The 26,462-nt window shown below is 61.2% G+C and carries 23 protein-coding genes and 1 pseudogene; 12 read left to right on the top strand and 12 right to left on the bottom strand.

Going from position 1 to position 26,462, the window contains the following annotated elements:
- Nucleotides 1-3: 3 nt before the first annotated feature.
- Nucleotides 4-561, top strand: coding sequence for a LemA family protein (locus J5M73_RS22735; protein ID WP_102863774.1), 558 nt, complete (start codon nucleotides 4-6; stop codon nucleotides 559-561).
- A 158-nt stretch (nucleotides 562-719) separates the two neighbouring features.
- Nucleotides 720-953, top strand: a complete 234-nt coding sequence (locus tag J5M73_RS22730) for a hypothetical protein (protein WP_102864101.1) — start codon at nucleotides 720-722, stop codon at nucleotides 951-953.
- Nucleotides 954-1,059: 106 nt separating this feature from the next.
- On the opposite strand, the gene sulA is transcribed toward J5M73_RS22730, so the two are convergent.
- Entirely contained in the window at nucleotides 1,060-1,533 is a 474-nt protein-coding gene (gene sulA, locus J5M73_RS22725) for an SOS-induced cell division inhibitor SulA (RefSeq protein ID WP_102863773.1), read from the bottom strand.
- A 10-nt stretch (nucleotides 1,534-1,543) separates the two neighbouring features.
- On the bottom strand, nucleotides 1,544-2,149 hold the full coding sequence (gene lexA / locus J5M73_RS22720) for a transcriptional repressor LexA (RefSeq protein ID WP_102863772.1): 606 nt from the start codon (nucleotides 2,147-2,149) through the stop codon (nucleotides 1,544-1,546).
- A gap of 251 nt (nucleotides 2,150-2,400) precedes the next feature.
- Between lexA and J5M73_RS22715 the strand changes: the two genes are divergently transcribed.
- Together J5M73_RS22715 and nagZ are read left to right on the top strand one after the other, a co-directional pair.
- Nucleotides 2,401-3,108: a TetR/AcrR family transcriptional regulator gene (locus J5M73_RS22715; RefSeq protein ID WP_016967101.1), complete on the top strand. Its 708-nt coding sequence runs from the start codon at nucleotides 2,401-2,403 to the stop codon at nucleotides 3,106-3,108.
- 187 nt (nucleotides 3,109-3,295) lie between these two features.
- Complete coding sequence (gene nagZ / locus J5M73_RS22710) at nucleotides 3,296-4,306, top strand: beta-N-acetylhexosaminidase (RefSeq protein ID WP_102863771.1); 1,011 nt, start codon at nucleotides 3,296-3,298, stop codon at nucleotides 4,304-4,306.
- A 51-nt stretch (nucleotides 4,307-4,357) separates the two neighbouring features.
- Here nagZ and J5M73_RS22705 read toward each other — a convergent pair whose 3' ends face one another.
- From J5M73_RS22705 to mfd, 3 genes are read right to left on the bottom strand one after another with little or no spacing between them, the layout of a single operon-like run.
- On the bottom strand, nucleotides 4,358-7,048 hold the full coding sequence (locus tag J5M73_RS22705; RefSeq protein WP_207816196.1) for a DEAD/DEAH box helicase: 2,691 nt from the start codon (nucleotides 7,046-7,048) through the stop codon (nucleotides 4,358-4,360).
- An 11-nt stretch (nucleotides 7,049-7,059) separates the two neighbouring features.
- Nucleotides 7,060-7,626: a CsiV family protein gene (locus tag J5M73_RS22700; protein WP_115581963.1), complete on the bottom strand. Its 567-nt coding sequence runs from the start codon at nucleotides 7,624-7,626 to the stop codon at nucleotides 7,060-7,062.
- A 10-nt stretch (nucleotides 7,627-7,636) separates the two neighbouring features.
- Nucleotides 7,637-11,086, bottom strand: a complete 3,450-nt coding sequence (mfd, locus tag J5M73_RS22695; RefSeq protein WP_102863768.1) for a transcription-repair coupling factor — start codon at nucleotides 11,084-11,086, stop codon at nucleotides 7,637-7,639.
- A 354-nt stretch (nucleotides 11,087-11,440) separates the two neighbouring features.
- On the opposite strand from mfd, the gene J5M73_RS22690 reads away from it, so the two are divergent.
- Nucleotides 11,441-12,904: a glyceraldehyde-3-phosphate dehydrogenase gene (locus J5M73_RS22690; protein WP_102863767.1), complete on the top strand. Its 1,464-nt coding sequence runs from the start codon at nucleotides 11,441-11,443 to the stop codon at nucleotides 12,902-12,904.
- A gap of 110 nt (nucleotides 12,905-13,014) precedes the next feature.
- Here the strand turns inward: J5M73_RS22690 and J5M73_RS22685 are convergent, their stop codons facing one another.
- Nucleotides 13,015-14,307 (bottom strand): MFS transporter, encoded by a 1,293-nt coding sequence (locus tag J5M73_RS22685; RefSeq protein WP_207816194.1) that lies wholly within the window; start codon nucleotides 14,305-14,307, stop codon nucleotides 13,015-13,017.
- 322 nt (nucleotides 14,308-14,629) lie between these two features.
- Between J5M73_RS22685 and J5M73_RS22680 the strand changes: the two genes are divergently transcribed.
- Entirely contained in the window at nucleotides 14,630-15,607 is a 978-nt protein-coding gene (locus J5M73_RS22680; RefSeq protein WP_207816192.1) for an FAD:protein FMN transferase, read from the top strand.
- Between the two features lie 201 nt (nucleotides 15,608-15,808).
- On the top strand, nucleotides 15,809-17,203 hold the full coding sequence (gene sthA / locus J5M73_RS22675; RefSeq protein WP_016967736.1) for a Si-specific NAD(P)(+) transhydrogenase: 1,395 nt from the start codon (nucleotides 15,809-15,811) through the stop codon (nucleotides 17,201-17,203).
- Nucleotides 17,204-17,245: 42 nt separating this feature from the next.
- Here sthA and J5M73_RS22670 read toward each other — a convergent pair whose 3' ends face one another.
- Nucleotides 17,246-17,968 (bottom strand): glycerophosphodiester phosphodiesterase family protein, encoded by a 723-nt coding sequence (locus J5M73_RS22670; RefSeq protein ID WP_016967735.1) that lies wholly within the window; start codon nucleotides 17,966-17,968, stop codon nucleotides 17,246-17,248.
- Between the two features lie 50 nt (nucleotides 17,969-18,018).
- Nucleotides 18,019-18,606: a PilZ domain-containing protein gene (locus J5M73_RS22665; protein ID WP_102863764.1), complete on the bottom strand. Its 588-nt coding sequence runs from the start codon at nucleotides 18,604-18,606 to the stop codon at nucleotides 18,019-18,021.
- 94 nt (nucleotides 18,607-18,700) lie between these two features.
- Between J5M73_RS22665 and J5M73_RS22660 the strand changes: the two genes are divergently transcribed.
- The 3 genes from J5M73_RS22660 (at nucleotide 18,701) to J5M73_RS22650 (ending at nucleotide 21,958) form a co-directional block, all read left to right on the top strand.
- Nucleotides 18,701-19,951 (top strand): lipoprotein-releasing ABC transporter permease subunit, encoded by a 1,251-nt coding sequence (locus J5M73_RS22660; protein ID WP_102863763.1) that lies wholly within the window; start codon nucleotides 18,701-18,703, stop codon nucleotides 19,949-19,951.
- A 7-nt stretch (nucleotides 19,952-19,958) separates the two neighbouring features.
- On the top strand, nucleotides 19,959-20,642 hold the full coding sequence (gene lolD, locus J5M73_RS22655) for a lipoprotein-releasing ABC transporter ATP-binding protein LolD (RefSeq protein WP_162884123.1): 684 nt from the start codon (nucleotides 19,959-19,961) through the stop codon (nucleotides 20,640-20,642).
- 71 nt (nucleotides 20,643-20,713) lie between these two features.
- Complete coding sequence (locus J5M73_RS22650; RefSeq protein ID WP_207816189.1) at nucleotides 20,714-21,958, top strand: lipoprotein-releasing ABC transporter permease subunit; 1,245 nt, start codon at nucleotides 20,714-20,716, stop codon at nucleotides 21,956-21,958.
- A 70-nt stretch (nucleotides 21,959-22,028) separates the two neighbouring features.
- Here J5M73_RS22650 and J5M73_RS22645 read toward each other — a convergent pair whose 3' ends face one another.
- Both J5M73_RS22645 and J5M73_RS22640 read right to left on the bottom strand, forming a co-directional pair.
- Nucleotides 22,029-23,390, bottom strand: a complete 1,362-nt coding sequence (locus J5M73_RS22645; protein WP_102863760.1) for a heavy metal sensor histidine kinase — start codon at nucleotides 23,388-23,390, stop codon at nucleotides 22,029-22,031.
- Nucleotides 23,390-24,070, bottom strand: a complete 681-nt coding sequence (locus J5M73_RS22640; protein WP_102863759.1) for a heavy metal response regulator transcription factor — start codon at nucleotides 24,068-24,070, stop codon at nucleotides 23,390-23,392. The genes J5M73_RS22645 and J5M73_RS22640 overlap by 1 nt, the downstream gene beginning before the upstream one ends.
- 172 nt (nucleotides 24,071-24,242) lie before the next feature.
- Between J5M73_RS22640 and J5M73_RS22635 the strand changes: the two genes are divergently transcribed.
- A complete protein-coding gene (locus tag J5M73_RS22635; protein WP_205413515.1) occupies nucleotides 24,243-24,779 on the top strand; it encodes a cupredoxin family protein in 537 nt (178 codons plus the stop codon).
- Between the two features lie 68 nt (nucleotides 24,780-24,847).
- On the top strand, nucleotides 24,848-25,678 hold the full coding sequence (queF, locus tag J5M73_RS22630) for an NADPH-dependent 7-cyano-7-deazaguanine reductase QueF (RefSeq protein WP_102863757.1): 831 nt from the start codon (nucleotides 24,848-24,850) through the stop codon (nucleotides 25,676-25,678).
- Between the two features lie 60 nt (nucleotides 25,679-25,738).
- Here the strand turns inward: queF and J5M73_RS22625 are convergent, their stop codons facing one another.
- Together J5M73_RS22625 and J5M73_RS22620 are read right to left on the bottom strand one after the other, a co-directional pair.
- Entirely contained in the window at nucleotides 25,739-26,002 is a 264-nt protein-coding gene (locus J5M73_RS22625) for a DUF4404 family protein (RefSeq protein WP_102863756.1), read from the bottom strand.
- Between the two features lie 122 nt (nucleotides 26,003-26,124).
- A pseudogene (locus J5M73_RS22620) lies at nucleotides 26,125-26,462 on the bottom strand (HAD family phosphatase); the annotation flags it as partial.

Raw genomic sequence — 26,462 nt, 5'->3', positions numbered from 1 at the left:
GGTATGGAATTGTTGTTATTGATTGCGATTGTCTTGGGTGTTCTTGCCTATGTGCATTACAACAAGATCGTCAGCGCTTATAACCGCGTGCAACGGGCCTGGTCAGATGTGCTCACCTACCAGAGGCAGAAGATCAAGGTGCTGGATGTGCTTGAGCCGCAAGTGGCCGGTTTTCAGGATTACGAAAGCCAGTTGCTGGAGAAAATAGTCGGGCTCCGTAGCGCTATCACCAGCTTGCCATCTGTGGCGGATGGCGATGCGTTGAAGTCGGTGGATCGGGAGACCAAGGCGTTGCTGGGAGGGTTGAACCTGGCGTTTGAAGCCTATCCCGAGCTCAAGTCTGCGGAGCTGATGAACAACCTGATGCGTGAGGTAGCCGAGCAGGAGGGCAATGTCAGCGGCGCCATTACCCTGTTCAATCTGAATGTGGAGCATTTCAATAACAGCATTCAGTTGTTTCCCGGCTCGCTGGTTAATCGGTTGACCCTGAAAAAGTCACTGGTCACGCCGTTTTCCGACAGCCAGGCGTCGGCGGGTTTTGAATACAAGCCGAATTTCTGAGGGGCTCTGCTGCGCCTCTTTGGCGGGTTCGGCTTAGGGGGCATCGGGTGGAGAAGGGAAGGTGGCGCGTCGAGCAGTGGCTGCTGCCATGCAAGATCCTGAGCGAGGTGGGGGTTATGACTGATATAATCCCCGCCTTTCGTGGAGACCAGACTTTTATGCCAACGTCCTTTCTAGAAATTGTCGAATTGCCAGACGGTCGTATTGAGCTGCGCAGAGCTGAGGACGAGGGTTCTCTGGTTACTTTGGATTTTTCCGAGGATGCCAAAGTCTTTTTGCAAGGTCAGCATGTGGAAGTGGCCAAGGCCATGTTGAGCGTCGGCGTGCAGATGGCCGGACGCTTGGTTGAAGGTGAAATCGACAAGGAAGACGGTCCGCGGGTTCTCCACTAAACCCGTTTATCGGTTTTCTTCCGGTTATTCGTCATATTTGTTTCGGCTTCTCAATCCTGGAGAAGCCTCGCGTCATTCAAGTGCATTTACTGTGACTTCCCGGTATTTATCCCAGGCGAATATTCAGGCTTTGCGCATCACCCGTGCGTGCGGCACTGATCAATTGTTGCCGAGCACTGCCGCTTAGCGGGTTCAGCCAACTGACCACGGTATGGCTGCGGCCCAGTCTTAAGGCTTCACAAGCGAGCTGCTGCGGGCTTTGATTACCCCGTGGATGCAGCAGCAGGATGCGCTCGCGATTCAGTCCAGCCTCCCGCAACCAGCTTTGGGTCAGGCTGGATGGAGGGGCGATCAGAGTCAGCCAGCGGGCGTCCTGATCCTGACTCAGCTCCCTGAGGATGGGGGCCAGAAGGTTCAGGCAGTTCCCGGTGGCGCCGCGCAGCGACAGTTCACTGAAGGCTTCTGGATCGTTGTTCCAGGGCGATTCGACCGCTTCCTTGAGTACGGGCGCCAGTGGCTGGGCCAGGAACGCTTCGAACAGTGGTAGTTGTGCTTGCTGTGGTGTCTGGGGGAACTGCATGGAGCCTCCTTTAGCGGCGAATGACGCCGACACTCAAGCCTTCGATCACCAGTTCCTGATCTTTCAGGTTGACTTCGATAGGGGCAAATTCCGGATTCTCGGCGATCAGCCAGACCTTGCTGCCTTCGCGCTTGAAGCGCTTGACCGTGACTTCATCGCCGATGCGCGCTACTACAATCTGGCCATTACGAGCTTCGCGGGTGGTATGCACCGCGAGCAAGTCGCCGTCGAAGATGCCGATGTCTTTCATGCTCATGCCTTGGACCCGAAGCAAGTAGTCGGCGCGAGGATTAAAGAAGGTCGGGTTAATGTTGCAGGACTCTTCGATGTGCTGTTGGGCGAGAATAGGGGCGCCGGCGGCGACACGACCAATGATGGGTAGCGAGTCGTCGGTTTTGGCTTCAAAACCGGGGATGCGAATGCCGCGAGAGGCTCCTGGAGTCATCTCGATAGCGCCTTTGCGGGCCAGAGCCTTGAGATGTTCTTCGGCGGCATTGGGTGACTTGAAGCCCAGCTCCTGGGCAATTTCGGCACGGGTGGGGGGATACCCATTGTCTTCGAGGCAGCGTTTGATAAAAGCCAGAATCTCAGCTTGGCGTGGCGTCAGTTTTAGCATGTCGATCGCTCTGTCTTTTTATACAGTGACTGGGATTATATACAGTGAGTGTCACTTGGCAATCCTCCTTTTTGTGGGGGCTACCGGGCGGTCGTCATCCTGATGCTGGAATCCGTTGCCGAAGGCTGGCTACAGAGGTCGGTAGGTATGATTAAATAGCGCGCCGTATGGCCTCTGCAGAGGCCGGCAGGCTTGACATTGCAGAGCCTGAAACGTATGTTTCAAACAAGTGTTTGTCAGGCGGAGTAGCCATGGCCCAGTCGGAAACCGTTGAACGCATTCTCGATGCTGCCGAGCAGTTGTTCGCGGAAAAAGGTTTTGCCGAAACCTCGTTGCGGCTGATCACCAGCAAGGCCGGGGTCAACCTGGCGGCAGTCAACTATCATTTCGGTTCCAAGAAGGCGTTGATCCAGGCAGTGTTCTCGCGCTTCCTTGGACCTTTCTGCATCAGTCTTGATCGCGAGCTGGAGCGGCGGCAGTCAAAACCGGACAGCAAGCCGAGTCTTGAGGAACTGTTGGAAATCCTCGTCGAACAGGCGCTGGTGGTGCAGCCTCGTAGTGGTAACGATCTGTCGATCTTCATGCGTCTGCTGGGACTGGCCTTTAGCCAGAGCCAGGGCCATTTGCGGCGTTATCTGGAAGACATGTACGGCAAGGTATTCCGCCGTTATATGTTGCTGGTTAACGAAGCGGCGCCGCGTATTCCCCCCATCGAGTTGTTTTGGCGTGTGCACTTCATGCTGGGTGCTGCGGCCTTCAGCATGTCTGGTATCAAGGCGCTGCGTGCCATTGCCGAGACCGATTTCGGGGTCAATACCTCCATCGAGCAGGTGATGCGGCTGATGGTGCCGTTCCTCGCCGCCGGCATGCGTGCCGAAACCGGGGTCACAGACGAAGCCATGGCTAGCGCTCAGCTCAAGCCGCGTAGCAAGTCGGCCCCGGCAGTCGCCAAGGCTTGACCTCACGGGTGGGCGCGACAGCTTACATCCGCTAAGCTAGCCGCCCATGCCGATTCCCGTTTTTACCCCTGTGCTTTCCTCTCGTCGATGTCGATCGGCTCGGCTGTGTCCCTCGCGGATACGGCCTTGTCTGCGTCGCCAGGAAGCCATCGCTGATGGCGCGCGTATTTGTGATTAAGGAAATTTTATGACCGTTGGCCTGCAAGGCTCCTTGATGGTGGACGTCGCCGGTACTTGGCTGACGGCTGAAGATCGCCAACTCCTGCGCCAGCCGCAAGTGGGTGGATTGATCATCTTTGCTCGCAATATCGAGCATCCGCGCCAGGTGCGTGAGCTCTGTGCGGCGATCCGCGCCATCCGTCCTGATCTGCTATTGGCGGTGGATCAGGAAGGTGGCCGGGTACAGCGGCTACGCCAGGGCTTTGTTCGTCTGCCGGCCATGCGCGCCCTCGCGGATAACCCGAATGCCGAATACCTGGCTGAACAGTGTGGCTGGATAATGGCCACCGAAGTGCTGGCTGTGGGCCTTGATCTGAGTTTTGCTCCGGTCCTGGACCTTGATCATCAGCGCAGTGCGGTAGTGGGCAGTCGGGCTTTCGAGGGGGGTGCGGAGCGCGCGGCGCTGTTGGCCGGTGCCTTTATCCGCGGCATGAACAGCGCCGGGATGGCGGCCACGGGCAAGCATTTCCCCGGGCATGGCTGGGCCGAGGCCGATTCCCATGTGGCGATTCCCAACGACGAGCGCAGCCTGGATGAGATTCGTGCCAAGGACCTGCTGCCATTTGCGCGCCTGAGCAAGCAACTGGCGGCAGTGATGCCGGCTCATGTGATCTACCCGCAAGTCGACCCCCAGCCGGCTGGTTTCTCTCGGCGCTGGTTGCAGGACATCCTGCGCGGCGAGCTGCAATTTGACGGGGTGATCTTCAGTGATGACTTGTCCATGGCCGGCGCTCACGTGGTGGGGGATGCCGCGAGCCGGATCGAAGCCGCTCTTGGTGCCGGTTGTGACATGGGCCTGGTGTGCAATGACCGTGCTGCGGCCGAGCTGGCATTGAGCGCGGCGCAGCGCCTGAAAGTGCAGCCGTCGCCGCGCATTGCACGGATGCGTGGTCAGGCGTTTGCCAATGTCGAGTACAAGCAGGACCCTCGCTGGCTCAAGGCCCTGGAGGCGTTGAGGGCTGCCCAGCTGATTGACTGAGGACGCCGGACTAATGGGCACCAGGAGCAACTCCCGGGTGCCCATATCGGGTCAGCGGCCGGCTTTGTTGTCTGGCAGCGGGGCGAACAGGGCTTCGATGTCTTCGCTCTGCAGTTTCCAGTCGCCGGCCTTGCGTCCGTCCAGTACGCCTGCCGCCAGGTCCGACTTCTCCTGTTGCAGGAGCTGGATCTTCTCCTCCACGGTGCCCCGGGCAATGAGCTTGTAGACGAACACCGGCTTTTCCTGGCCGATGCGGTAGGCGCGGTCGGTAGCCTGGCTCTCGGTCGCCGGGTTCCACCACGGATCGTAGTGGATCACGGTGTCGGCCTCGGTCAGATTCAGGCCCACGCCGCCCGCTTTGAGGCTGATCAAAAAGATCTGCAGCTTGCCGCTCTGGAAATCCCGCACCGGCGTGCGCCGATCCCGGGTCTGGCCGGTGAGCAGGGCGTAGGCGATTTTGCGTCGTTTGAGCTCGGCTTCGATCAGGCTCAGCATCGAGGTGAACTGCGAAAACAGCAGAATGCGCCGGCCTTCTTCGAACAACTCCTCAAGCATCTCCATCAGACTGTCGAGTTTGCCCGACGAGCTGCCCCGCGCCGGGGGCGAGTCGTTGACCAGGCGCAGGTCGCAGCACACCTGGCGCAGCTTGAGCAGCGCTTCGAGGATGATGATCTGGCTGCGCGCTACGCCCTTGCGGGTGATCTCGTCGCGGACTTTCTTGTCCATGGCCAGGCGCATGGTTTCGTAGACATCACGTTGCGCCTCGTTGAGCTCGACCCAATGGATGATCTCGGTCTTGGGCGGCAGCTCGGTGGCCACCTGCTCCTTGGTGCGGCGCAGCAGGAAGGGTTTGATCCGGCCGTTGAGGTGCTGCAGGCGCACTTCGCTGGCGTGCTTTTCGATCGGCACCCGGTAGTCGCGGTTGAAGCTCCTGGCATCGCCAAGCCAGCCCGGCAACAGGAAGTGGAACAGCGACCAGAGTTCTCCAAGATGGTTTTCCAGGGGCGTGCCAGACAGGCACAGGCGCTGCCGGGCGTTGAGTTCGCGTGCGGCTTGGGCGGCCTTGCTCGACGGGTTCTTGATGTACTGCGCCTCGTCTAGGATCAGTACGTGCAAGGGCTGCGCGGCCAGCAGTTCAACATCCTTGGGCAGCAGTGCGTAGGTGGTCAGCAGCAGGTCGTAGTCGGCCAGTTGCGCGAAGTGTTTCTTGCGTCCCGCGCCATACAGCGCCAGAACCTTGAGTTGCGGGGTGAAGTGCGCCGCTTCGTCCAGCCAGTTGGGAATCAGGCTGGTGGGCATGACCACCATGCAAGGGCGGTCCAGGCGGCCGGCGTTTTTCTCGCTGAGGATATGGGCCAGGGTCTGCAGGGTTTTGCCCAGGCCCATGTCATCGGCGAGGATGCCGCCCACTTCCAGCTGGCGCAGGGACTGCATCCAGCTCAAGCCTTCCTGTTGATAGGGGCGCAGGGTGGCATTCAACCCTTCTGGCACCGGCGCCGAGTAGTCCTTGATGTCGCGCAGGCGCTGGGCAAAGGTGCGGATATGCTCGCCACCCTCCCAGAGCAGCGGCAGGTCCTGCAGTGGGTTCAGGCGTGTGGCATCGGCACTGCTCAGGCGCAGGGCGGTTTCCCCGGGCTCATGTAGATAGAACTCACCCAGGGTTGCCAGCACCGGTTTCAGGCGGCCGTAGGGCAGTGCCACTTGCAGCGGGCCGTGCAAGGAATTGGGTCGGTTGGGAATGTTCACCAGGATCAACTCATCGTCACGGCGCCTGGCCAGGCGTTCCGGGTTGAGGAGTTCGGTGTGGGAGCGCATCAGGTTAAGTAGGATCGGCAGCAGGCTCAGGCGCTCGCCATTGACGATGATCCCCAGTTCCAGGTCGAACCAGTCGCGCCCTGGCGCTTCGTCGACGCTGGCGTACCAGTCGTCCACGGCTGTCAGGTCGAAGCCGAAGCCGTCGTCGATCTGCAGCTCCCAGCCCTGGTTGCGCAGCTTGGGCAGCTCATTGAGGGTGAAGGTCAGCCAGGCGCTGTCGTTGACCATCTCGAACAGCTCGCCGGCGCTTTCCGGTAACGCCTTGCTCTGCCGGGTGGCGATCTTGAAACCCAGGTTTCGCAGTTGCTCGCGCCAGCCTTGCTCACGCTCGGGGTGGCGCTTTATACGCAGGGTCTGATGCTCCTGGCGGATGATCACATCGGCATACTTCTGGCCGCTGACGTGTTCGCCCATGTAGTTGAATGACAGTGCGGCGCGGTGTTGGATATAGCGCTGCATCTTGCCGTTGCGTGGTTCGAAAGCGCTGAATTCGATGCTTGCCAGCCACAGGCGCGGCACGGGTTGCACATCCTCCAGCAAGTGCTGTGGCGGCGCGGCGGGGCGGCGGCTGTCGAGGACAGCGGAGAGTTTCTCCAGCAGCTCGGCATCCTTGGCTGCGGCGGGGAAGGCCAGGGTTTCTTCCACTTGCAACAGCACGGCGGCGATGTGTTTGCAGTTGCTGCGGACCGGGCAGGTGCAATGGGCGTCGATCAGCAGCAGGTTGCCCTTGCTCGATTCTCGCAGGCTGATGTTCTGCCGATAGACATTGCCACCGGAGCCTTCGCAACTGGCAGTGATAGCGCTGTCTGCGGCAGTCACGATGCGCACGCGTCTTTCCAGGGCGTAACGCCGGCCACGCTCCAAGGTTTGTTCCTTGAAGCGATTGACCCAGGACGGGGCCAGGGGTTTGGTCAGGGGCGGGGTCATAGGGACTTCGATCAGTCCGGTATTTCAGTTGGAGCAGGGCGCGGCGCCGGTGCGGTGAGCGAGGTGATCTTGATCAGCAGCGCCAGGTGGCCGTTGTCCAGGTAGTTGAGCTGACCGTTTTTGGTGTGGCTTTGCTGCTTCAGGCGTTCGCTGCGGGTGACCAGGCCATTGCTGTCGATCTGGTTGATCCAGAAGTCTGCGTCCACATCGGTGAAGCGCCCGAGCTTGAGGTTCAGGGTGCCCTCGATGGGGAACTGGCCGAATTGCTCCGGCCCGTCGCTGAGGGCCACCTTGACCGGGGTTTCCCCCAGGGTCTGCTGCCAGGCCTTGTGCAGCAGCACGCTGTAGTTGCCGCTGGCGTTGAGCTTCTCGACGATCCCGCCCAGGGACGGGGTGCGCTGGCTGTCCGGGCTCAGGCGTTGAGCGCCGGCGGCCCAGTCTTCCGGGGCAGCACGGCTGAGGATCTGCGGCTCGGCATTCTGCCGTACAAGGATCATTTCCACCTGGTACAGGTCGTCGGCAAACGCCATCGGCGCGATCAGAGTCAAGAGCAGGGACAGGGAGCGGAACAGGCGCATGGGGCGTCCTTCAAGCAGTTTTCGGGGTGAGGCGTTCAAACAGCGCCTCCAGTGTATTAAAGCGCTCTTCCGGGCGCTCCATCGGCACCATGAACTTGAACAGGGTTGCGCCTTCGAATTTGTAGCGTTTGGGCTGGCTCTGAATCAGTTTGATCAGTGCCAATGGGTCCACCGGCGTATCCGCGGCAAACTCGATGCGCCCGCCTTGCGGGCCGCCATCGACCTTCTTGATCCCCAGGGTTTCGGCCTGGAGTTTGAGCAGGGTCAGGCGGACCAGGTTCTTGGTCGGCTCCGGCAGCAGGCCGAAGCGGTCGATCATCTCCACTTGCAGGTCCTTCAAGCCGTCCTCGTCGGTCGCCGAGGCAATGCGCTTGTAGAGGATCAGGCGGGCGTGGACATCCGGCAGGTAGTCCTCGGGAATCAGTGCCGGCAGGCGCAGGTTGATTTCCGGGCCGCCGCCCAGGGGCTGGTCGAGGTTTGGCTGTTCGCCCTTGCGGATGGCCTTCACCGCGCGCTCGAGCATCTCCATATAAAGGGTGAAGCCCACAGCCTGGATCTGCCCGCTCTGGCCGTCGCCCAGCAGCTCGCCAGCGCCGCGAATCTCCAGGTCGTTGGTGGCCAGCACGAAACCGGCCCCCAGGTCCTGGGTATTGGCGATGGCTTCCAGGCGCTTTTCAGCGTCCGGGGTGATTTGCTGGCGCGGGGGTGTCAGCAGGTAGGCATAGGCCTGGTGGTGACTACGGCCGACCCGACCGCGCAACTGGTGCAACTGGGCCAGGCCGAACTTGTCGGCGCGTTCGATGATGATGGTGTTGGCGCTCGGCACGTCGATCCCGGTCTCGATGATGGTCGAGGCGATCAGCACGTTGAAGCGCTTGTGGTAGAAGTCGCTCATCACCTGTTCGAGTTCGCGTTCGCGCATCTGCCCATGGCCGATGCCGATCCGTGCTTCGGGCACCAGTTCGGCCAGGTCGGCGGCGCATTTCTCGATGGTTTTAACGTCGTTGTGCAGGTAGTACACCTGGCCGCCACGCAGCAGTTCACGCAGCAGGGCCTCTTTGACCGTGCTCTGGTTCTGCTCCATGACAAAGGTGCGCACCGACAGGCGTCGCGCCGGCGGCGTGGCGATGATCGACAAGTCGCGCATGCCCGAGACGGCCATGTTCAGGGTTCGCGGGATCGGCGTGGCGGTCAGGGTGAGGATGTCGACTTCGCTGCGCAGGGCCTTGAGCTGTTCCTTCTGGCGCACCCCGAAACGGTGTTCTTCGTCGATGATCACCAGCCCCAGGTTCTTGATCTTCACATCGTCCTGCAGCAGCTTGTGGGTGCCGATGACGATGTCGATCTTGCCTTCGGCCAGGTCCGCCACCGCGGCGTTCACTTCCTTGGCCGACTTGAAGCGGCTCATCACCTCCACGGTCACCGGCCAGTCGGCGAAGCGGTCGCGGAAGCTGTTGTAGTGCTGTTGGGCGAGCAGGGTGGTGGGCACCAGGATGGCCACTTGCTTGCCGCCGTGGACCGCAATGAAAGCGGCGCGCATGGCCACTTCAGTCTTGCCGAAGCCGACGTCGCCGCACACCAGGCGGTCCATCGGTTTGCCCGAGAGCATGTCCTCGCGCACCGCTTCGATGGTGCTCTGCTGGTCCGGGGTTTCCTCGAAGGGGAAGCCGGCGCTGAAGGTGGCGTAGTCGGCCTTCGGATCGGCGAAGGCGTAACCTTCCCGGGCGGCGCGCCGGGCATAGATGTCCAGCAGCTCGGCGGCCACATCGCGCACTTGCTCGGCGGCCTTGCGCTTGGCTTTCTGCCAGGCTTCGGAACCGAGGCGGTGCAACGGCGCCAGGGCGTCGTCGCTGCCGGTGTAGCGGGCGATCAGGTGCAGGTTGGCCACGGGCACATAGAGCTTGGCGCCCTCTGCGTATTCCAGGGTCAGGAACTCGGCGGCCTGGTTGTCGATCTCCAGGGTCGCCAGGCCCAGGTAGCGGCCGACACCGTGGTCGATGTGCACCACCGGCGCGCCTTCGCGCAGCTCGGTGAGGTTCTTGATCACTGCATCGTTATTGGCGTCGGCGCGTTTTTCCCGGCGCCGACGCTGCATCACCCGCTGGCCGAACAGTGGGCTTTCCGCCACCAGGGCCAGGGCCGGATCGTCCAATACCAGTCCCTCGTCCAGAGGGGCAATGGTGATCGCCAGGCGCTCCTTGCTGGCGACGAAATCCGGCCAGCTGTCGACGGTCTTCGGTCGCAGCTTGAGGCGTTCCAGCAACTCCAGCAGCACTTCCCGGCGGCCGGCGGATTCGGCGGTGAACAACACTCGGCCGGGGAACTCGTCGAGGAAGCCCGAGAGCGCCGCCAGCGGCTGGTTGGCCTTGGCTTCGATAGCCAGGTTGGGCAATTCGTGGGCCGGGAAACGCTCGCGGCCGACGCCGGTTTCGATGTCCTGCTGGCTGGCCACCACCCGTGGCCAGTTTTTCAGGCGGGCGAAGCAGTCTTCCACCGGCAGGAACAGTTCCGCCGGAGGCAGGAGCGGGCGCGATGGATCAACGCGGCGCTCTTCATAGCGGTTGCGTACATCGTTCCAGAAGTTTTCCGCGGCCTGTTCGATGCCCGGCAGGGAGAACACCTGGGTGTCCTGGGGCAGGTAGTCGAACAGGGTCGAAGTCTCTTCGAAGAACAGCGGCAGGTAGTACTCGATACCGGCCGGGGTAATCCCGCTGCTCAGGTCCTGGAAGATCGGGCAGCGGCGGAAGTCCACGTCGAAGCGTTCGCGAAAGCGCGCCTTGAAGCGAGTCACTGCTTCTTTCTGCAGAGGGAATTCCTTGGCTGGCAGCAGGCGCACCGAGTCGACCTTGTCGATGGAGCGCTGGTTCTCCGGATCGAAGGTGCGCAGGGTCTCGATTTCGTCGTCGAACAGGTCGATGCGGTAAGGCAACTTGCTGCCCATGGGGAACAGGTCGATCAAGGCGCCGCGCACGGTGAATTCGCCGTGCTCATAAACTGTATCGACGTAGCGGTAGCCGCTGGCCTCCAGGCGCGTGCGCATCTGTTCCACATCGAGCTTCTGGCCAACGTCCAGTACCAGGCTGCTGCCCAGCAGGAACTGGGTTGGCGCCAGGCGGTGCAGGGCGGTGGTGATGGGCACCACCAGTACGCCGTGCTCCAGCTCCGGCAGCCGGTAGAGGCTGGCGATGCGCTGGGAAATGATGTCCTGGTGCGGCGAGAACAGGTCGTAGGGCAGGGTTTCCCAATCGGGGAAATGCAGCACCGGCAGATCCGGGGCGAAGAAGCCCAGTTCCTGTTCCAGCCGGTCAGCGCTTTGGCTGTCGGCGGTCAGCAGGAGGGTAAAGCGCTTGGCGGCGCTGGCGGCTTCGGCGATGGCCAGGCTCAGGGCGGCACCGGGCAGGTTGCCCCAATGCTGTTTACCGGCGGCGGCAGGGAGTAGCGGTAGACGCAGGACGGGCACGGACGGTCAAGCTCCAAGCGTTGCGACGAAAGTCGGTAATTGTAACGGCCCCGGGTGGCCACTGTCAGTGGCTGATGCGTCTATTACGCCGGTCAGGGCAAATGTAGTGGCTATGACAACATAATGTGCTTTTTTGGCGGAAATGTAGTGCCGAATTTGCTCGGTGTTACGGAGGGTTACATACAGGTTGCTTGGCTGTCCAAAAAATTGACGCGGCTGGAAGCCGCGGTTTTACTGGCCTCCAGCATAGTGGTGTTTTTTTGCAAGGGCTTTTTGTTACGTTCCGCACGACAGGCGCGCATTGCTACGAGAGGGACTCGGCGTCATAATGTAGCCCCTTTTTTCTGCCCCTACATGTGGAAGGTTCCCGTGACTCAGAAGCCCGACCAGTGTCTTGGTGAATGGATCGACCGTGAAGCACTCGCAGAAGCGATGATTCCGCTTATCGGTCAGCTCTACCGCAATAACAATGTGGTGAGCTCGATCTATGGCCGCAGCCTGATCAACCAGTCTGTCATCGCGATTCTCAAGGCTCATCGCTTTGCTCGCCATCGCTCCTCCGACGACAGCGAACTCTCCGTCCACGAAACATTCCCTCTGCTTAAAGCAATGAGCGAGCTCAAGCTCGGCGCAGCTTCGGTAGACCTGGGCAAGTTGGCGTTCAAATTCCGTAACGAAGGCAATGGCCGCAGCGCCGAGCAGTTCGTTCGCGAAGAAATGGCTGACGTGGTTGGCCAGCAAAACGCTTCAGCCCGCAAAGGCACTGACGTTGTCCTGTACGGCTTCGGTCGTATCGGCCGTCTGCTGGCGCGCATCCTGATCGAGAAAACCGGTGGTGGCGACGGCCTGCGTCTGCGCGCCATCGTGGTGCGCAAAGGCGCCGAAAACGACCTGACCAAGCGCGCCAGCCTGCTGCGTCGCGATTCGGTACACGGTTCGTTCAACGGCACCATCACCATCGACGAAGAAAACAACACCATCACCGCCAACGGCAACCTGATCCAGGTGATCTACGCGAAGAACCCGACCGAGGTGGACTACACCCAGTACGGGATCAAGAATGCGCTGCTGGTGGACAACACCGGTGTATGGCGTGATGCCGACGGCCTGGGCCAGCACCTGACCTGCCCGGGTATCGACCGCGTGGTTCTGACCGCACCTGGCAAAGGCAAGCTGAAGAACATCGTTCACGGTATCAACCACAACGAAATCACTGCTGACGACAAGATCGTGTCCGCCGCTTCCTGCACCACCAACGCCATCGTGCCGGTGCTCAAGGCGGTGAATGACAAGTTCGGCATCATCAACGGTCACGTTGAAACCGTTCACTCGTACACCAACGACCAGAACTTGATCGACAACTTCCACAAGGGCGATCGCCGTGGCCGTAGCGCCGCGCTGAACATGGTGATCACCGAGACGGGTGCTGCTACCGCTGCTGCCAAGGCCCTGCCTGAGCTGGCCGGCAAGCTGACCGGTAACGCGATCCGCGTTCCAACGCCAAACGTGTCGATGGCCATTCTCAACCTGAACCTTGAGAAAGCCGCCACCCGTGAAGAGATGAACGAGTACCTGCGCTACATGGCGCTGCACTCCGATCTGCATAAGCAAATCGACTTCGTCAATTCGCAGGAAGTGGTGTCCACCGACTTCGTGGGTTCGCGTCACGCCGGTGTTGTCGACGCTGAAGCGACCATCGTTCAGGACAACCGCGTTGTTCTGTACGTCTGGTACGACAACGAGTTCGGTTACAGCTGCCAGGTTGTGCGCGTGATGGAAGACATGGCAGGGGTCAACCCGCCAGCATTCCCACGCTAAGCGACTGCTGAAATGAAAACGCCCCGACTTGTCGGGGCGTTTTTGTTTGTGGCTTTCGCCTGCGAGGCCGGCGTCATTTGTAGGTGCCAACTTGTCCGCGCTGTTGGCTGTCAGGCGCTGCCAGCCGCCTGCGCTGTACGCAGTTCGTGGCGGTTGCCACGGAACAGCACCAGTGTCGCAATCAGCCCCAGCACCGCCGCGCCGCTGAGCCAGATGCCCGGTGCCGCCTGGTTGCCCAGAACGTGGATCAGGTAGGTGCAGGCCGCCGGGGTAAAGCCGCCGAAGGTTGCGGTTGCCAGGCTGTAGGCCAGCGAGAAGCCGGTGGTGCGCACTTCTACCGGCATGATTTCAGTCAGGGCCACCACCATCGCGCCGTTGTACGAGCCATAGAGGAAGGACAGCCACAGCTCGACGATCAGCAGGTGGCTGAAGCTGGGGTTGGCCACCAGCCAGGACAGCGCCGGGTAAGCGGTGAAGATGGCCAGGATGGTGGCGCCCAGCAGCAGCGGTTTACGACCGACGCGGTCCGACAGCGAGCCCATGACCGGCAGCCAGAAGAAGTTCGACAGGCCGATGCACACAGTCACCAGCAGGGCGTCGAAGTCCGACAGGTGCAGCTCGGCCTTGCCAAAGGTCGGGGTGTAGGCGGTGATCAGGTAGAAGGACACGGTGGTCATCACCACCAAGGCCATGCCGGCAATGACGACTCCGAAGTTCTGACTGATGGAGCGGATGACTTCCTGCAGGGTGGGGCGATGTTTGCGGGCCTGGAACTCGGGTGTTTCCTCGAGAGAGCGGCGGATCATGAAGATTGCCGGAACAATCATGCAGCCCACCAGGAACGGCACGCGCCAGCCCCAGTCACCCATTTGTTGGGGGCTCAGCCAGTGGTTCAGACCCACCCCCAGCAAGCCGGCAAACACCACGGCCGCCTGTTGGCTTGCCGATTGCCAGCTGACGAAGAAGCCCTTGCGACCCGGTGTCGAGATCTCGGCCAGGTACACCGACACGCCACCCAGTTCCACGCCAGCGGAAAAGCCCTGCAGCAAGCGACCCAGCAGCACCAGCAGTGGAGCGGCGACGCCGAGAGTGGCGTAGCCCGGCACGCAGGCAATCAGCACAGTGCCCGCGGCCATCAGTACCAGGGTAATGATCAGGCCCTGGCGGCGGCCGTGACGGTCGATGTAGGCGCCGAGGAAGATCGCTCCCAGTGGACGCATCAGGAAGCCGGCGCCGAAAGTGGCCAGGGACAGCATCAATGAAGCGAAAGCGCTGTCGGCCGGAAAGAAGGTCTTGGCGATTGCCGTGGCGTAGAAGCCATAGACCATGAAGTCGAACATCTCGAGAAAGTTGCCGCTGACAACGCGAAAGATCGCCTTGCCGTTGCCCGTGGTCGTGGACATTTTTTCACTCACTTTGGCTGTTTTGTTAGCAATCCCTGGTCAGTACTCGTCCTCACTGCAAAGGTGGGGCGCGAGGCAGCACGCTGAACAGTTTTGTAACAATATGTGTGCTGGTGGCGTCAGGCAACAAAAACTCTTGGGTGCTGCGCGATGGCTCTGGGTCGAGCTTCTGGTGCCGTCCAGGCTGGCAGGTCTGGCGCGCATGCCGCATCCGCCTGTCGCATAATGGCCATTTGTGTTGTCAGCTCGCCCTCTGGGGCAATTGATCTGGAGGGGAATCGTGTCGGGAGGGCGATGGTGGTGGAACGCATTGTGGGGGGCGATGGCGCTGTTGGCGGGCTGCGGTGGCGATCGCTTGCACAGCGTCTCCGGGCCGACCATGGGCAGCACCTACTCCGTTCAGTACGTGCAGCGCCCCGGCGTGCCGGATGAGTCGCGGGTCAAGGCCGAGGTCGAGCAAATCCTGGCCGAGGTTGATCGGCAGATGTCCACCTACCGCAGTGACTCGGATATCGAGCGTTTCAACGCCTTGCCCAGCAACAGCTGCCAACCGATGCCTGAGTCGGTGTTGCACTTGGCGCGAGTTGGCGAGCAGCTGTCCCGGGACAGTGGCGGCGCCTTTGATCTGACGGTGGAGCCGCTGCTCGACCTCTGGGGCTTTGGGCCTCAGGGGCGAGAAGAAAAAATTCCCAGTGCGTCAGCCCTGGCCGAGGCTCGGCAGCGGGTCGGACATGGGCACTTGCATATCGAAGGCCTGGAGCTGTGCAAGGATGCGCCGGTGGAGGTGGACTTCAACAGCCTTGCCGCCGGTTACGCAGTGGATCGCATCGCCGCGCGGCTTGCGCAGTTGGGAATCGACAGTTTTCTCGCCGAAGTCACTGGCGAGCTCAAGGCCGTGGGCCGCAAACCGGACGGCGCGCCCTGGCGTATCGCCCTGGAGGAGCCGCGGGACGACCAGCAGGTGGCCCAGCGGGTGATCGCACTGGACGGCTATGGTGTATCCACGTCTGGCGACTACCGTAATTACTTCGAGCAGGACGGCCAGCGCTATTCCCATACCTTCGATGCCAGGCTTGGCAAGCCCATCACTCACAGGCTGGCGTCGGTGACCGTGATTCATCCTTCGGCACTCATGGCCGATGGCCTCTCTACGCTGTTACTGATTCTTGGTCCCGAAGCAGGCTGGGACTACGCACAAAAACACCGTATCGGCGCATTTTTTGTGATGCGTGCCGATAAAGGCTTCGTCACACGTAGCAACCCGGCGTTCGATGCGCTGTTGGCCGGACCAAAACAATAACCAGGCACGCTGTTGTGAATGCTGTAGTGCAGGCAAAAGTAGCCTACGACGCGACCAAGGGTTAATGTGCGCGGCGTTGACGCTTCTATAGACTGTGCCCGGGTTCGTAACCGAGCCAAATTGATCCTTCATGCCGCTGGCCGCGGCATGATTTAGCCGGAGATGCCAGAAGGGCATCTCGGCCTGTTCTGAGGAGTACGCATGGCTGTCTACAACTACGACGTAGTGGTGCTGGGCTCGGGCCCCGCTGGAGAAGGTGCGGCAATGAACGCCGCGAAAGCAGGACGCAAAGTGGCGATGGTCGATAGCCGTCGCCAGGTCGGCGGCAACTGCACCCACCTGGGTACCATTCCGTCCAAGGCCCTGCGTCACTCGGTCCGGCAGATCATGCAGTTCAACACCAATCCGATGTTCCGGGCCATTGGCGAGCCGCGCTGGTTCTCCTTCCCGGACGTGCTCAAGAGCGCCGAGAAGGTGATTTCCAAGCAGGTGGCTTCGCGCACCGGCTACTACGCCCGCAATCGGGTCGACGTGTTCTTCGGCACTGGCAGCTTCGCCGACGAGCAGACCGTGGAAGTGGTTTGCGCCAATGGCGTGGTGGAAAAACTGGTAGCCAAGCACATCATCATCGCCACCGGTTCGCGTCCTTATCGCCCGGCGGACATCGATTTCAGTCACCCGCGTATCTACGATAGCGACACCATCCTCAGCCTTGGCCACACCCCGCGCAAACTCATCGTTTACGGCGCCGGGGTCATTGGTTGTGAATACGCCTCGATCTTCAGTGGTCTTGGGGTGTTGGTGGAACTGGTGGACAACCGCGGCCAGTTGCTCAGCTTCCTGGACTCGGAGATTTCCCAGGCCCTGAGCTACCACTTCAGCAACAACAACATCACCGTGCGCCACAACGAGGAATACGACCGCGTTGAAGGTGTGGACAACGGGGTGATCCTGCACTTGAAATCCGGCAAGAAGATCAAGGCCGACGCCTTGCTCTGGTGCAACGGCCGGACCGGCAACACCGACAAGCTGGGCATGGAGAATATCGGGGTCAAGGTCAACAGCCGCGGCCAGATCGAAGTCGACGAGAACTACCGCACCTGTGTGCCGAACATCTACGGTGCCGGTGACGTGATCGGCTGGCCAAGCCTGGCCAGTGCCGCCCATGACCAGGGACGCTCGGCCGCCGGCAGCATCGTCGACAATGGCAGCTGGCGCTTCGTCAACGATGTACCGACCGGGATCTACACCATTCCGGAGATCAGCTCGATCGGCAAGAACGAGCAGGAGCTGACCCAGGCCAAGGTGCCTTACGAAGTGGGCAAGGCGTTCTTCAAGGGCATGGCCCGTGCGCAGATCGCCGGCGAGCCGCAAGGCATGCTGAAGATCCTGTTCCATCGGGAAACCCTGGAGGTCCTCGGCGTGCATTGCTTCGGTTATCAGGCTTCGGAAATCGTCCACATTGGTCAGGCGATCATGAGCCAGCCGGGTGAGCACAACACCCTGAAGTACTTCGTCAACACCACCTTCAACTACCCGACCATGGCCGAAGCCTATCGGGTAGCAGCGTACGACGGCCTCAACCGGCTTTTTTGAGCGGCTCCGGCCGGTGGCCTGAGCCGGCCGGGGAGACCGATTTCAGTAATTCTCGAGGGTGGCGCTGGCCAAACCGGGAAAGTCTGTAATCAGGCTATCTACGCCGAAGTCGGCGAGCCTGCGCATCAGCGCGGGCTCGTTGACCGTCCACACTGACACATGCAAGCCCTGACGCTGCGCCCTTTGCAGTCGCTCCGGGGTGCACAGGGTCCAGTTCAGCGCAAGAATCTCGCAGCCATAGCTCTGGGCGACCTTCAAGGGGTCGAGCCAGGCGTATTCGGCTACCAGTCCGCGAGACAGGTCCGGGGTCAGTTCGACCGCCGCTTTCAGCACTTCCCGCGAGCTTGAGGTCACGGTGACCTTGTCCAGCAGGCCGAAGCGTTGGGCCATTTCCCGAATCGCCAGCACCGTCGTAGCGGCGCGGGTGCGTGAGGCGCTCTTGACTTCCAGCTGCCAGTGCTCGAAGTCGCATTTCTCGAACAGCTCTTCCAGGCGCGGAATAGGGCAGGGGCTGACCCAGCCCGGGCCGCCTTTGCGTGCGTCGTAGGTCACCAGTTCGGCGGCGGAATGCTCCACCACCTTGCCGCGCCGGTCAGTGGTGCGCTTGAGGGTCGGGTCGTGAATCACCATCAGCTCGCCGTCCATGGACAGGTGCAGGTCGAGCTCGCAGCGGCGCACGCCGTGCTTGAGACATTCCTGAAAGCTGGTCAGGGTGTTTTCCGGTGCTTCGCCTTTAGCGCCGCGATGGCCATAGATCAGGGTCACAATTGCTCCTTCACGGATGTTGTTCCTTAAGAGGGGGTCAGGCTTGCGGCTCAACCAGCGGCGGGGTCTGTCTGGTCCCGGGCCATGCGGCGTTGCTGAGCCTGTTTTTGCAGGATGTAGCGCGCCAGCAGTTGGCGCTGGGCATCGGTCAATGCTTCGAATTCGGTGCCGATCTCGAAGGTGCCGAAGCTCTGTGGCTCACAGTGGATGACCCTGGCTCGCAGCAGCAGACCCAGGGCTTGCGGCATCAACAGCAGTTTCACCGCCAGGTGGCTGCCGCTGGGATAGCTCAGATGGTGGTTGAACTCGATGCCGCCTTCGGAAAGGGTGACCCGCTGCGGTTCGCCGAACTTGCCGAACACGGTCTGCGCCACCACCTGGCTGAGCAGGTCGATGCGTTTGTTCATGGCCTTGAGGTAGCTGGCCAGGGTGCGATCGCGCTCGCTGACCTGGCGCAGCAGGTGCTGTGATTCGAATTCGCTCAGGTGCAGTTCGCTGAGTAGATTGAACAGCGGAGACTCATCCTGCAACACTTCCTTGCTCGCCGCGTCGTGGGCGGACAAGGGGCTAATTTCCAGTGCGATCGTGTCCTCGATACGGTAGTATTCGCGGCGATCTTCTTCATCTAATGTCGACATGGCGAACCCATGGTAGAGGCAGTGGTCTGAGTGTAAAGCTGCTTACCAGGCCCCGCCACAAGGACGTCTTCTTTTCCTCTGCACAAGCCCCGACATGTTCAGACCTCTGTTTGCTTTTATCGGCACGCGTTACACCCGTGCAAAGCGTCGCAATCATTTTGTGTCATTCATTTCCCTGACCTCGATGATCGGACTCGCCCTTGGCGTGATCGTGATGATCGTGGTGCTGTCGGTGATGAATGGCTTCGATCATGAAATGCGCACCCGCGTGCTGGGCATGGTGCCCCACGCCACCATCGAATCCGGTGAACCCATCAGTGACTGGCAAAGCCTGGCCGACAAGGTCAAGCAGAACCCGAAAGTCCTGGCGGTGGCGCCATTCACCCAGATGCAGGGCCTGCTGACCAACAACGGCCAGGTGCAGAAGGTGCTGCTCAACGCCATAGATCCTGGCAAAGAGCGGCAGGTGTCGATCATCGACCATTTCATGCAGCAGGGGCAGCTGGACGCGCTGGCGCCCGGTAGCTTCGGTATCGTCATCGGCGATAAGGCGGCCGCCAAGCTGGGGGTTGGCCTGGGGGACAAGCTGACCTTCGTTGCCCCGGAAGTCACGGTGACCCCGGCCGGCATGTTCCCGCGGATGAAGCGCTTTACCGTGGTGGGCATCTTTCATGTCGGCGCCGGCGAGATCGACGGCTACCTGGGCCTGACCAACCTGGAAGACCTGGGCCGCTTGCACCGCTGGAAGCCGGATCAGGTCCAGGGCCTGCGGCTGAAGTTCGACGACCTGTTCCAGGCCCCGCGCACCGCTTGGGAAATCGCTCAGCAGTTGGGCGAGAACCACTTCTACGCCCGTGACTGGACCCGTACTCACGGCAACCTGTACCAGGCCATCCGCATGGAAAAAGCCATGATCGGCCTGCTCTTGCTGCTGATCGTCGCGGTCGCTGCATTCAACATCATCTCGACCCTGGTGATGGTGGTGAACGACAAAAAGGGCGACATCGCTATTCTGCGCACCCTGGGCGCTACGCCGGGCACCATCATGGCGATCTTCATGGTCCAGGGCACGGTGATCGGTGTGGTCGGCACCTTGATCGGTGCGGTGCTGGGGATGCTCGCAGCCTTGAATGTCAGTGCTGCGATCTCCGCCCTTGAAGGTCTGATCGGCCATAAATTCCTGAATGCCGACGTGTATTTCATCGACTACCTGCCGTCGCAACTGATGGCCGAGGACGTGTTGATGGTCTGCGGCGCGGCATTGGTCCTGAGTTTCCTCGCCACCCTGTATCCAGCCTGGCGTGCGGCGCGCACCCAGCCTGCGGAGGCGCTACGTTATGAGTGAGTTGGGCATGAGTGAAAAAGCAATCCTGAGCTGCCGTGACCTGGGCAAGTCCTACGAGGAAGGTCCGGAATCGGTGGTGGTCCTGTCCGGCCTGCAACTGGAGCTGCATCCGGGGGAGCGAGTGGCCATCGTCGGTACGTCGGGCTCCGGCAAGAGTACCTTGCTCAACTTGCTGGGCGGCCTGGATACGCCCTCCAAGGGCAGCGTCTGGCTGGCCGGCGAAGAACTCTCGGCACTGGGTGAGAAGGCTCGCGGTCAACTGCGCAATCGCGCCCTGGGCTTCGTCTACCAGTTCCACCACCTGCTGCCGGAGTTCACCGCACTGGAGAACGTCTGCATGCCGCTGCTGATCGGCCGTACGCCGATTCCTGAAGCCCGTCAGCGTGCTACTGCGCTGCTGGAGCGGGTCGGCCTGGGTCATCGCCTGGAGCACAAGCCGGCCGAACTGTCCGGCGGTGAGCGTCAGCGGGTAGCCATCGCCCGGGCCCTGGTGAACCAGCCGGGGCTGGTGATGCTCGACGAGCCCACCGGCAACCTCGACTCGCACACGGCCCAGGGCATTCAGGACCTGATGCTGGAACTCAGCACTTCGATGCGTACCGCCTTCCTGGTGGTGACGCACGATATGAACCTGGCCCGGCAGATGGATCGCGTACTGCACCTGCAAGAAGGTCACCTGGTCGCCATCTGATGCGGCCGCACGCGGTGTCGGCGGCTGGCCCGTTGACACCGGGTCATTAATTTTTCCAGGGTGCCTTGCCCATGTTCAGACCCTTATCGATCTTTATCGGCGCGCGCTACACCCGCGCCAAGCGGCGCAATCGTTTTGTCTCGTTCATTTCCATGACCTCGATGATCGGCCTCGCCCTGGGCGTATTGGCGATGATCGTGGTGCTGTCGGTGATGAACGGCTTCCAGCGGGAAATGAGCTCGCGCATCCTTGGTATGGTGCCCCACGCCACCATCGTCGGGGTCAAGCCCATTGATGACTGGCAGCCAGTGGCCGCAGCGGCCCTGAAGAACCCGGAAGTCACTGCGGCGGTGCCCTTCACCGAGATGGAGGGCATGCTCTCCTACAAGGGGGCGATGCAACCGATCCAGATCAGCGGTATCGACCCGGCCCAGGAGGGCAAGGTGTCCATCGTCGCCCAGCATATTGTCCAGGGCAGCCTGCAAGACCTGAAACCCGGCGAGTTCGGTGTGGTGATCGGTGAGATCACCGCTCGGCGTTTCCGCTTGAATGTAGGCGACAAGCTGACCCTGATCGTGCCTGAAGTGAGCACGGCCCCAGGGGGTATCACCCCGCGTATGCAGCGCCTGAACGTGGTGGGGGTGTTCAAGGTGGGCGCCGAGCTGGATGGCTCCATGGGCCTGATCCATATGGCCGACGCCGCAGAGATGCAGCGCTGGCAGCCCAATCAGGTGCAGAGCGTGCGCCTGGCGGTCAAGGATCTGTATGCCGCGCCACAGGTGGCGGTGGATATCGCCAAGGGGCTGGGTGCGGACTTCCGCGCCGATGACTGGACCCACACCCAGGGCAGCCTGTTCAGCGCAATGAAGATGGAAAAGACCATGATCGGCCTGTTGCTGCTGATGATCGTCGCGGTGGCGGCGTTCAACATCATCGCCACCCTGATCATGGTGGTGAACGACAAGGGCGCGGACATCGCAATCCTGCGCACCATCGGCGCCACGCCGCGGCAGATCATGGCGATCTTCATGGTCCAGGGCACGGTGATCGGGATTGTCGGCACCCTGATCGGCGGGGTGCTAGGGGTCATTGCGGCGTTGAACGTGAGCGAGATGGTGGGCTGGCTGGAGCGGATCAGCGGTCAGCAGATTTTCAGTTCGGATGTGTACTTTGTCAGCAACCTGCCTTCCGAACTGCAGGGTGGGGATGTGGCGCTGATTTGTAGCGCTGGGTTCATCCTCAGCTTCCTGGCCACTGTGTATCCGGCCTGGCGCGCATCCAAGGTCGAGCCGGCTCACGCTTTGCGGTATTCCTGAGGTCCGCTCTCGCCGGCAAGCAGGCTCCTGCCTGATTGGTGAAGGAGCCGGCTTGCCGGTGAACAGGCTCTCAACGCTTGCTCGGCAACTCGATCACGAAGCGTGTCCAGCCCGCTTCCGATTCGCAACGTATCCGTCCGCCATGGGCGCGAATGATCGACTGCGTGATCGCCAGTCCCAATCCTGCATGTTCACTGCTGCCCTCGCGTCGCGCCGGATCTACCCGGTAGAAACGGTCGAACAACCGCGGCAGTACCTCCCTGGCGATACCCTCTCCGCTGTTTTCGATGCTCAGGTTCAAGCCCTGTAGGCTGTCGCTGATCCGTACCTGGACCGATCCTCCAGGAGGTGTGAAACGCAGGGCATTGTCCAGCAGGTTGGACAATGCCCTGCGCAGCATGCTGCGATCACCGATAAAGCCGGCATGGCCTTCACGGCTCAGGCTGACGTTCGCGTCTTCCGCCAGGGGGCCATAGAACTCCAACAGCATGTCGGTTTCCTCGGCCAGCTCCAGTGCTTCGCATTTCGGGGTCAGCAGTCCATGGTCGGCCTTGGCCAGGTACAGCATGTCGTTGACCAGTTGCGCCATCCATTGCAGTTCCTCGAGGTTGCTGTGCAGGGCTTCGCGGTAGTCCTCGATCGCTCTCGGGCGGGTCAGGGTGACTTGGGTGTGGGTCAGCAGGTTCGACAGGGGCGTGCGCAACTCGTGGGCAATATCAGCGGAAAAGGCCGAAAGGCGTTGGAAGGATTCCTCAAGGCGGCCGAGCATAGCGTTGAAGCTGCTGGCCAGGTCGGCCAGTTCGACGGGCATCTGTTCCTGGGGCAGGCGCTGGGTCAGGGAACTGGCGGAGACTCCTGCGGCCACTGCGCTCATGCGTCGCAAGGGTCGCAGGCCGCTGCGGGCGGCCCAGGCACCAAGCAGGGCAGTGGCCAGGGCCGAGAGCCCTACTGTGAACCAGATCAGGTGCTGCATGCGCTGCAGAAAGTGCTGGTGATGGGTGATATTCAGCAGCAGGGCCAGCTGTGGCGAGTCGGGTTGACCTGGCTTGAGCGGCGCGGAGTAGATCCGGTAGGCCGCACTGTTCAGATTCAGGTTGTGCAGGCCGGCTTCGCTGGGCAAGGAGGCGGGTAGGGCAGGGGCACTGTCGAACCAGAGTCGGCCGTCACTGCCGATAATCCGCAGGGCCAGGTCCGGTTGATGGCTCAGCTCGTCCTGCAGCCGTGCCTGATGCCGGGCAAAATCTCGGGCCTCGGTCACATCCTGCAAGACGCTGCGCAGGGCGATCAGCTTGCTGTCCAGCAGTTGCTGGTCCAGTTCGATGAAGTGGGCTTCGCTGGCGCGACTGAACAGCACCCCTGCAAATAGCGAGACCACGGCGGTGCAGGCGGCGAACAGCAGCGCCAGGCGTGCGCTGAGTGACAGGCGGCGCATCAGGCCGGACGCTCTTCGAGCACATACCCCATGCCGCGTACGGTATGGATCAGCTTGTTCGGGTAATCGTCATCGATTTTCAGGCGCAGACGGCGGATTGCTACTTCGATGACGTTGGTGTCGCTGTCGAAGTTCATGTCCCAGACCTGGGAGGCGATCAGCGATTTGGGCAGGACTTCTCCCTGGCGTCGCAGGAGCATTTCCAGCAAGGCGAACTCCTTGGCGGTCAGATCAATGCGCTGGCCGCTGCGTTCTACCCGGCGGCGGATCAGGTCCAGTCGCAGGTCAGCCAGTTGCAGGCTGGTTTCCTGGGTCATCACGCTACCCCGGCGCAGCAGGCTGCGAACCCGTGCCAGCAGTTCGGAGAAGGCAAAGGGCTTGACCAGATAGTCGTCGGCTCCCAGTTCCAGGCCGTGGACTCGGTCCTCCACGGCGTCCCTGGCGGTGAGGAACAACACTGGGATGTCCAGGCCGGCGCTGCGTACGGCCTGGAGGATCTGCCAACCGTCGCGCCCCGGGAGCATCACGTCGAGAATCAACAGGGCGTAGTCACCGGTCAGCGCCAGGTGCTGGCCGGTATTGCCATCCGCTACCAGCTCGGCATTGAAGCCGGCTTCGCTCAAGCCTTGGCGCAGGTACTGGCCGGTTTTCGGCTGGTCTTCGACGATCAACAGTTTCATGGTGGTACTCGTGGCTTGTGTAACCCGGGCTTTATACCTTGCTGGGGGGCAGGGCAGATCAAGCTGACAAAGTTGTAATCTAGCCGTCAGCTGGCTGGCAGCGCTGGGCCGTTAGAGTTTGCCACATGCTCAATCCTGATCTTGTTGGAGCCTGATGATGAATCTGCAAAACCTGTGGTTGCGACGCCGCTCGGCCCTGGGAGGCTGTCTGATGCTGTTGAGCGTACCGCTCTGGGCTTCACCGGCGGCCTCTTATGACTTCGGCCAGCCGGCCGCGGCCGCCAAGGCCACTCGGGTGGTCGAAGTGGTGATGGGCGATATGTCGTTCAATCCCAAGGTCCTGGAGATCAAGGCCGGCGAGACTGTGCGTTTTGTGTTGATCAACAAGGGGCAACTGCTCCACGAATTCAACCTGGGTAACGCGGCGATGCATGCCGAGCACCAGCAGGAAATGCTCAAGATGCAGCAAAGCGGGATGCTCACGCCTACAGCCATGAAAACCATGGATCACGCAGCCATGGGCCACGGCTCCATGGCGGGCATGGATCACGGCATGCAGCATGACGATCCCAACAGTGTGCTGGTGGAGCCTGGCAAGCAGGCCGACCTGACCTGGACCTTCAGCAAAAGCGGCAGCCTGGAGTTCGCCTGCAATGTTCCCGGGCACTACCAGGCCGGTATGGTCGGCAAGCTCACCGTCAGCCCTTAAGCGTTCGGGGCTCAAAGGCGGGAGCAAAGGCTGGTAGAATCCGCTGATTCTTCAGTCAGGTTTCCGCCATGCATCCCGCAGCCGAACATTCGCCGCTGGGCAAGTCCAGTGAATACGTTTCCACTTACACGCCATCCCTGCTGTTCCCGATTCCCCGGGCAGCAAAATGGGCCGAGCTGGGCTTGAGTGCCGATACCCTGCCGTATAAGGGAGTGGATTTCTGGAACTGCTTCGAATTGTCCTGGCTGCTGCCTTCAGGCAAGCCGGTGGTGGCCATTGGTGAATTCAGTATTCCTGCAGATTCGCCGAACATCATCGAGTCCAAGTCTTTCAAGCTGTACCTCAACTCGTTGAACCAGACCCCCTTCGCTGATCGAGCGACGCTTGAGGCAACTTTGCGTCAGGATCTCTCGGCCGCCGCAGGCAAGCCCGTAGGGGTGCGTATTCGCAGCCTTGGGGAGGTCGAGGCGCAAGGTGTGGTGGCACTGCCAGGCATTTGCATCGACGAGCTGGATATCAGTGTCGACAGCTATGAGCATCCGCGACCTGAGCTGCTGCGTTGCGATGATTCGCAAGTGGTGGAGGAAAGCGTGCACAGCCACTTGCTCAAATCCAATTGCCCTGTGACCAGCCAGCCGGACTGGGGCAGTGTCGTGGTGGAGTACCGTGGCGCGGCGCTGGATCACGCCAGCCTGCTGGCCTATCTGGTGAGTTTCCGTCAACACTCGGACTTCCATGAGCAATGCGTGGAGCGGATTTTCCTTGATCTGCAGCGGTTGCTCAAACCCGAGAAACTCACCGTCTACGCTCGCTATGTGCGTCGCGGCGGGCTGGATATCAATCCGTACCGCAGTACCGAAACCATGGAGTTCGCCAATCAGCGATTGGTTCGCCAGTAAGCAGAAGCCCCGCAAATGATGCGGGGCTTTGTTTTTATGGGGCGGTGTTATCGGGCGCTATCAGATACCGATGTTGCCCAGGGTCTGGACGATATTGCGCAGGGTTCCGGCGATGGCCGGATGTTCCAGTTCGAAGCGTTCCACTGCCAGGTTGACGCCGTCGGCGAGGCTGGCGTCGTGGGTGCTGGTCTCCAGCTTGAGTTGCAGTTCGATCTGCTGCATCAGTTCCTGCAGATTGGCGCGCTCGGCTTCCGAAAGCGGTGGGTTCTGCTCCAATTGCTCGCGCAGGGTATCGAGTTGTTCTTGCAGTTCGCGGGCAGGCATGGCGTTCTCCCTTTATTGATAGGCACAGGGATGGACCGCGCGTTTGAGGCAAAGGTCCATGCCCACGGCTTAGAGTAATCCACTCCCGGGCACTGTGCATGATCCTGATCAACAGGCTTATGTCAGGGTTTTTCACCTTTGAGCCGGCGCAGTTCGATGTCCGCCAGGCAGGTGTTCAGGTCCCCCAGGTGGTCGATGACCGAGTGCACCCCCAGGCCGAAGAGTTGCAGGGTGGCCTTGCCGCGCTTGAGTTCGCGCTCCTGCTGGCTCAGAGCCTGCCATTCACTAGGCGTCAGGCCGCACAGGGACCCGCAGGAGGCCAGACCTATGGTCCAGAGACCGGCGTTGAGCCCTGACTGCAGAAGTTGCGGTTCGCCGCTGACCAGTACACAACCCTCGAGGCGGGACACCTTGAGGGTCATCAGCGCCTGCCAGCAGGCGTCGGGAGCGGGCCAGGGAG

The organism is Pseudomonas sp. 50_B, from assembly GCF_017491625.1.
Classification (GTDB): domain Bacteria; phylum Pseudomonadota; class Gammaproteobacteria; order Pseudomonadales; family Pseudomonadaceae; genus Aquipseudomonas; species Aquipseudomonas danubii.
This window is presented reverse-complemented; position numbering and strand designations above follow the sequence as displayed.

Coding starts and splice junctions, on each gene's coding strand:
- J5M73_RS22735 (WP_102863774.1), top strand. CDS start 4: ATGGAATTGTTGTTATTGATTGCGATTGTCTTGGGTGTTCTTGCCTAT.
- J5M73_RS22730 (WP_102864101.1), top strand. CDS start 720: ATGCCAACGTCCTTTCTAGAAATTGTCGAATTGCCAGACGGTCGTATT.
- sulA (WP_102863773.1), bottom strand. CDS start 1,533: ATGCAGTTCCCCCAGACACCACAGCAAGCACAACTACCACTGTTCGAA.
- lexA (WP_102863772.1), bottom strand. CDS start 2,149: ATGCTAAAACTGACGCCACGCCAAGCTGAGATTCTGGCTTTTATCAAA.
- J5M73_RS22715 (WP_016967101.1), top strand. CDS start 2,401: ATGGCCCAGTCGGAAACCGTTGAACGCATTCTCGATGCTGCCGAGCAG.
- nagZ (WP_102863771.1), top strand. CDS start 3,296: ATGACCGTTGGCCTGCAAGGCTCCTTGATGGTGGACGTCGCCGGTACT.
- J5M73_RS22705 (WP_207816196.1), bottom strand. CDS start 7,048: ATGACCCCGCCCCTGACCAAACCCCTGGCCCCGTCCTGGGTCAATCGC.
- J5M73_RS22700 (WP_115581963.1), bottom strand. CDS start 7,626: ATGCGCCTGTTCCGCTCCCTGTCCCTGCTCTTGACTCTGATCGCGCCG.
- J5M73_RS22690 (WP_102863767.1), top strand. CDS start 11,441: ATGTGGAAGGTTCCCGTGACTCAGAAGCCCGACCAGTGTCTTGGTGAA.
- J5M73_RS22685 (WP_207816194.1), bottom strand. CDS start 14,307: ATGTCCACGACCACGGGCAACGGCAAGGCGATCTTTCGCGTTGTCAGC.
- J5M73_RS22680 (WP_207816192.1), top strand. CDS start 14,630: ATGGCGCTGTTGGCGGGCTGCGGTGGCGATCGCTTGCACAGCGTCTCC.
- sthA (WP_016967736.1), top strand. CDS start 15,809: ATGGCTGTCTACAACTACGACGTAGTGGTGCTGGGCTCGGGCCCCGCT.
- J5M73_RS22665 (WP_102863764.1), bottom strand. CDS start 18,606: ATGTCGACATTAGATGAAGAAGATCGCCGCGAATACTACCGTATCGAG.
- J5M73_RS22660 (WP_102863763.1), top strand. CDS start 18,701: ATGTTCAGACCTCTGTTTGCTTTTATCGGCACGCGTTACACCCGTGCA.
- lolD (WP_162884123.1), top strand. CDS start 19,959: ATGAGTGAAAAAGCAATCCTGAGCTGCCGTGACCTGGGCAAGTCCTAC.
- J5M73_RS22650 (WP_207816189.1), top strand. CDS start 20,714: ATGTTCAGACCCTTATCGATCTTTATCGGCGCGCGCTACACCCGCGCC.
- J5M73_RS22645 (WP_102863760.1), bottom strand. CDS start 23,390: ATGCGCCGCCTGTCACTCAGCGCACGCCTGGCGCTGCTGTTCGCCGCC.
- J5M73_RS22640 (WP_102863759.1), bottom strand. CDS start 24,070: ATGAAACTGTTGATCGTCGAAGACCAGCCGAAAACCGGCCAGTACCTG.
- queF (WP_102863757.1), top strand. CDS start 24,848: ATGCATCCCGCAGCCGAACATTCGCCGCTGGGCAAGTCCAGTGAATAC.
- J5M73_RS22625 (WP_102863756.1), bottom strand. CDS start 26,002: ATGCCTGCCCGCGAACTGCAAGAACAACTCGATACCCTGCGCGAGCAA.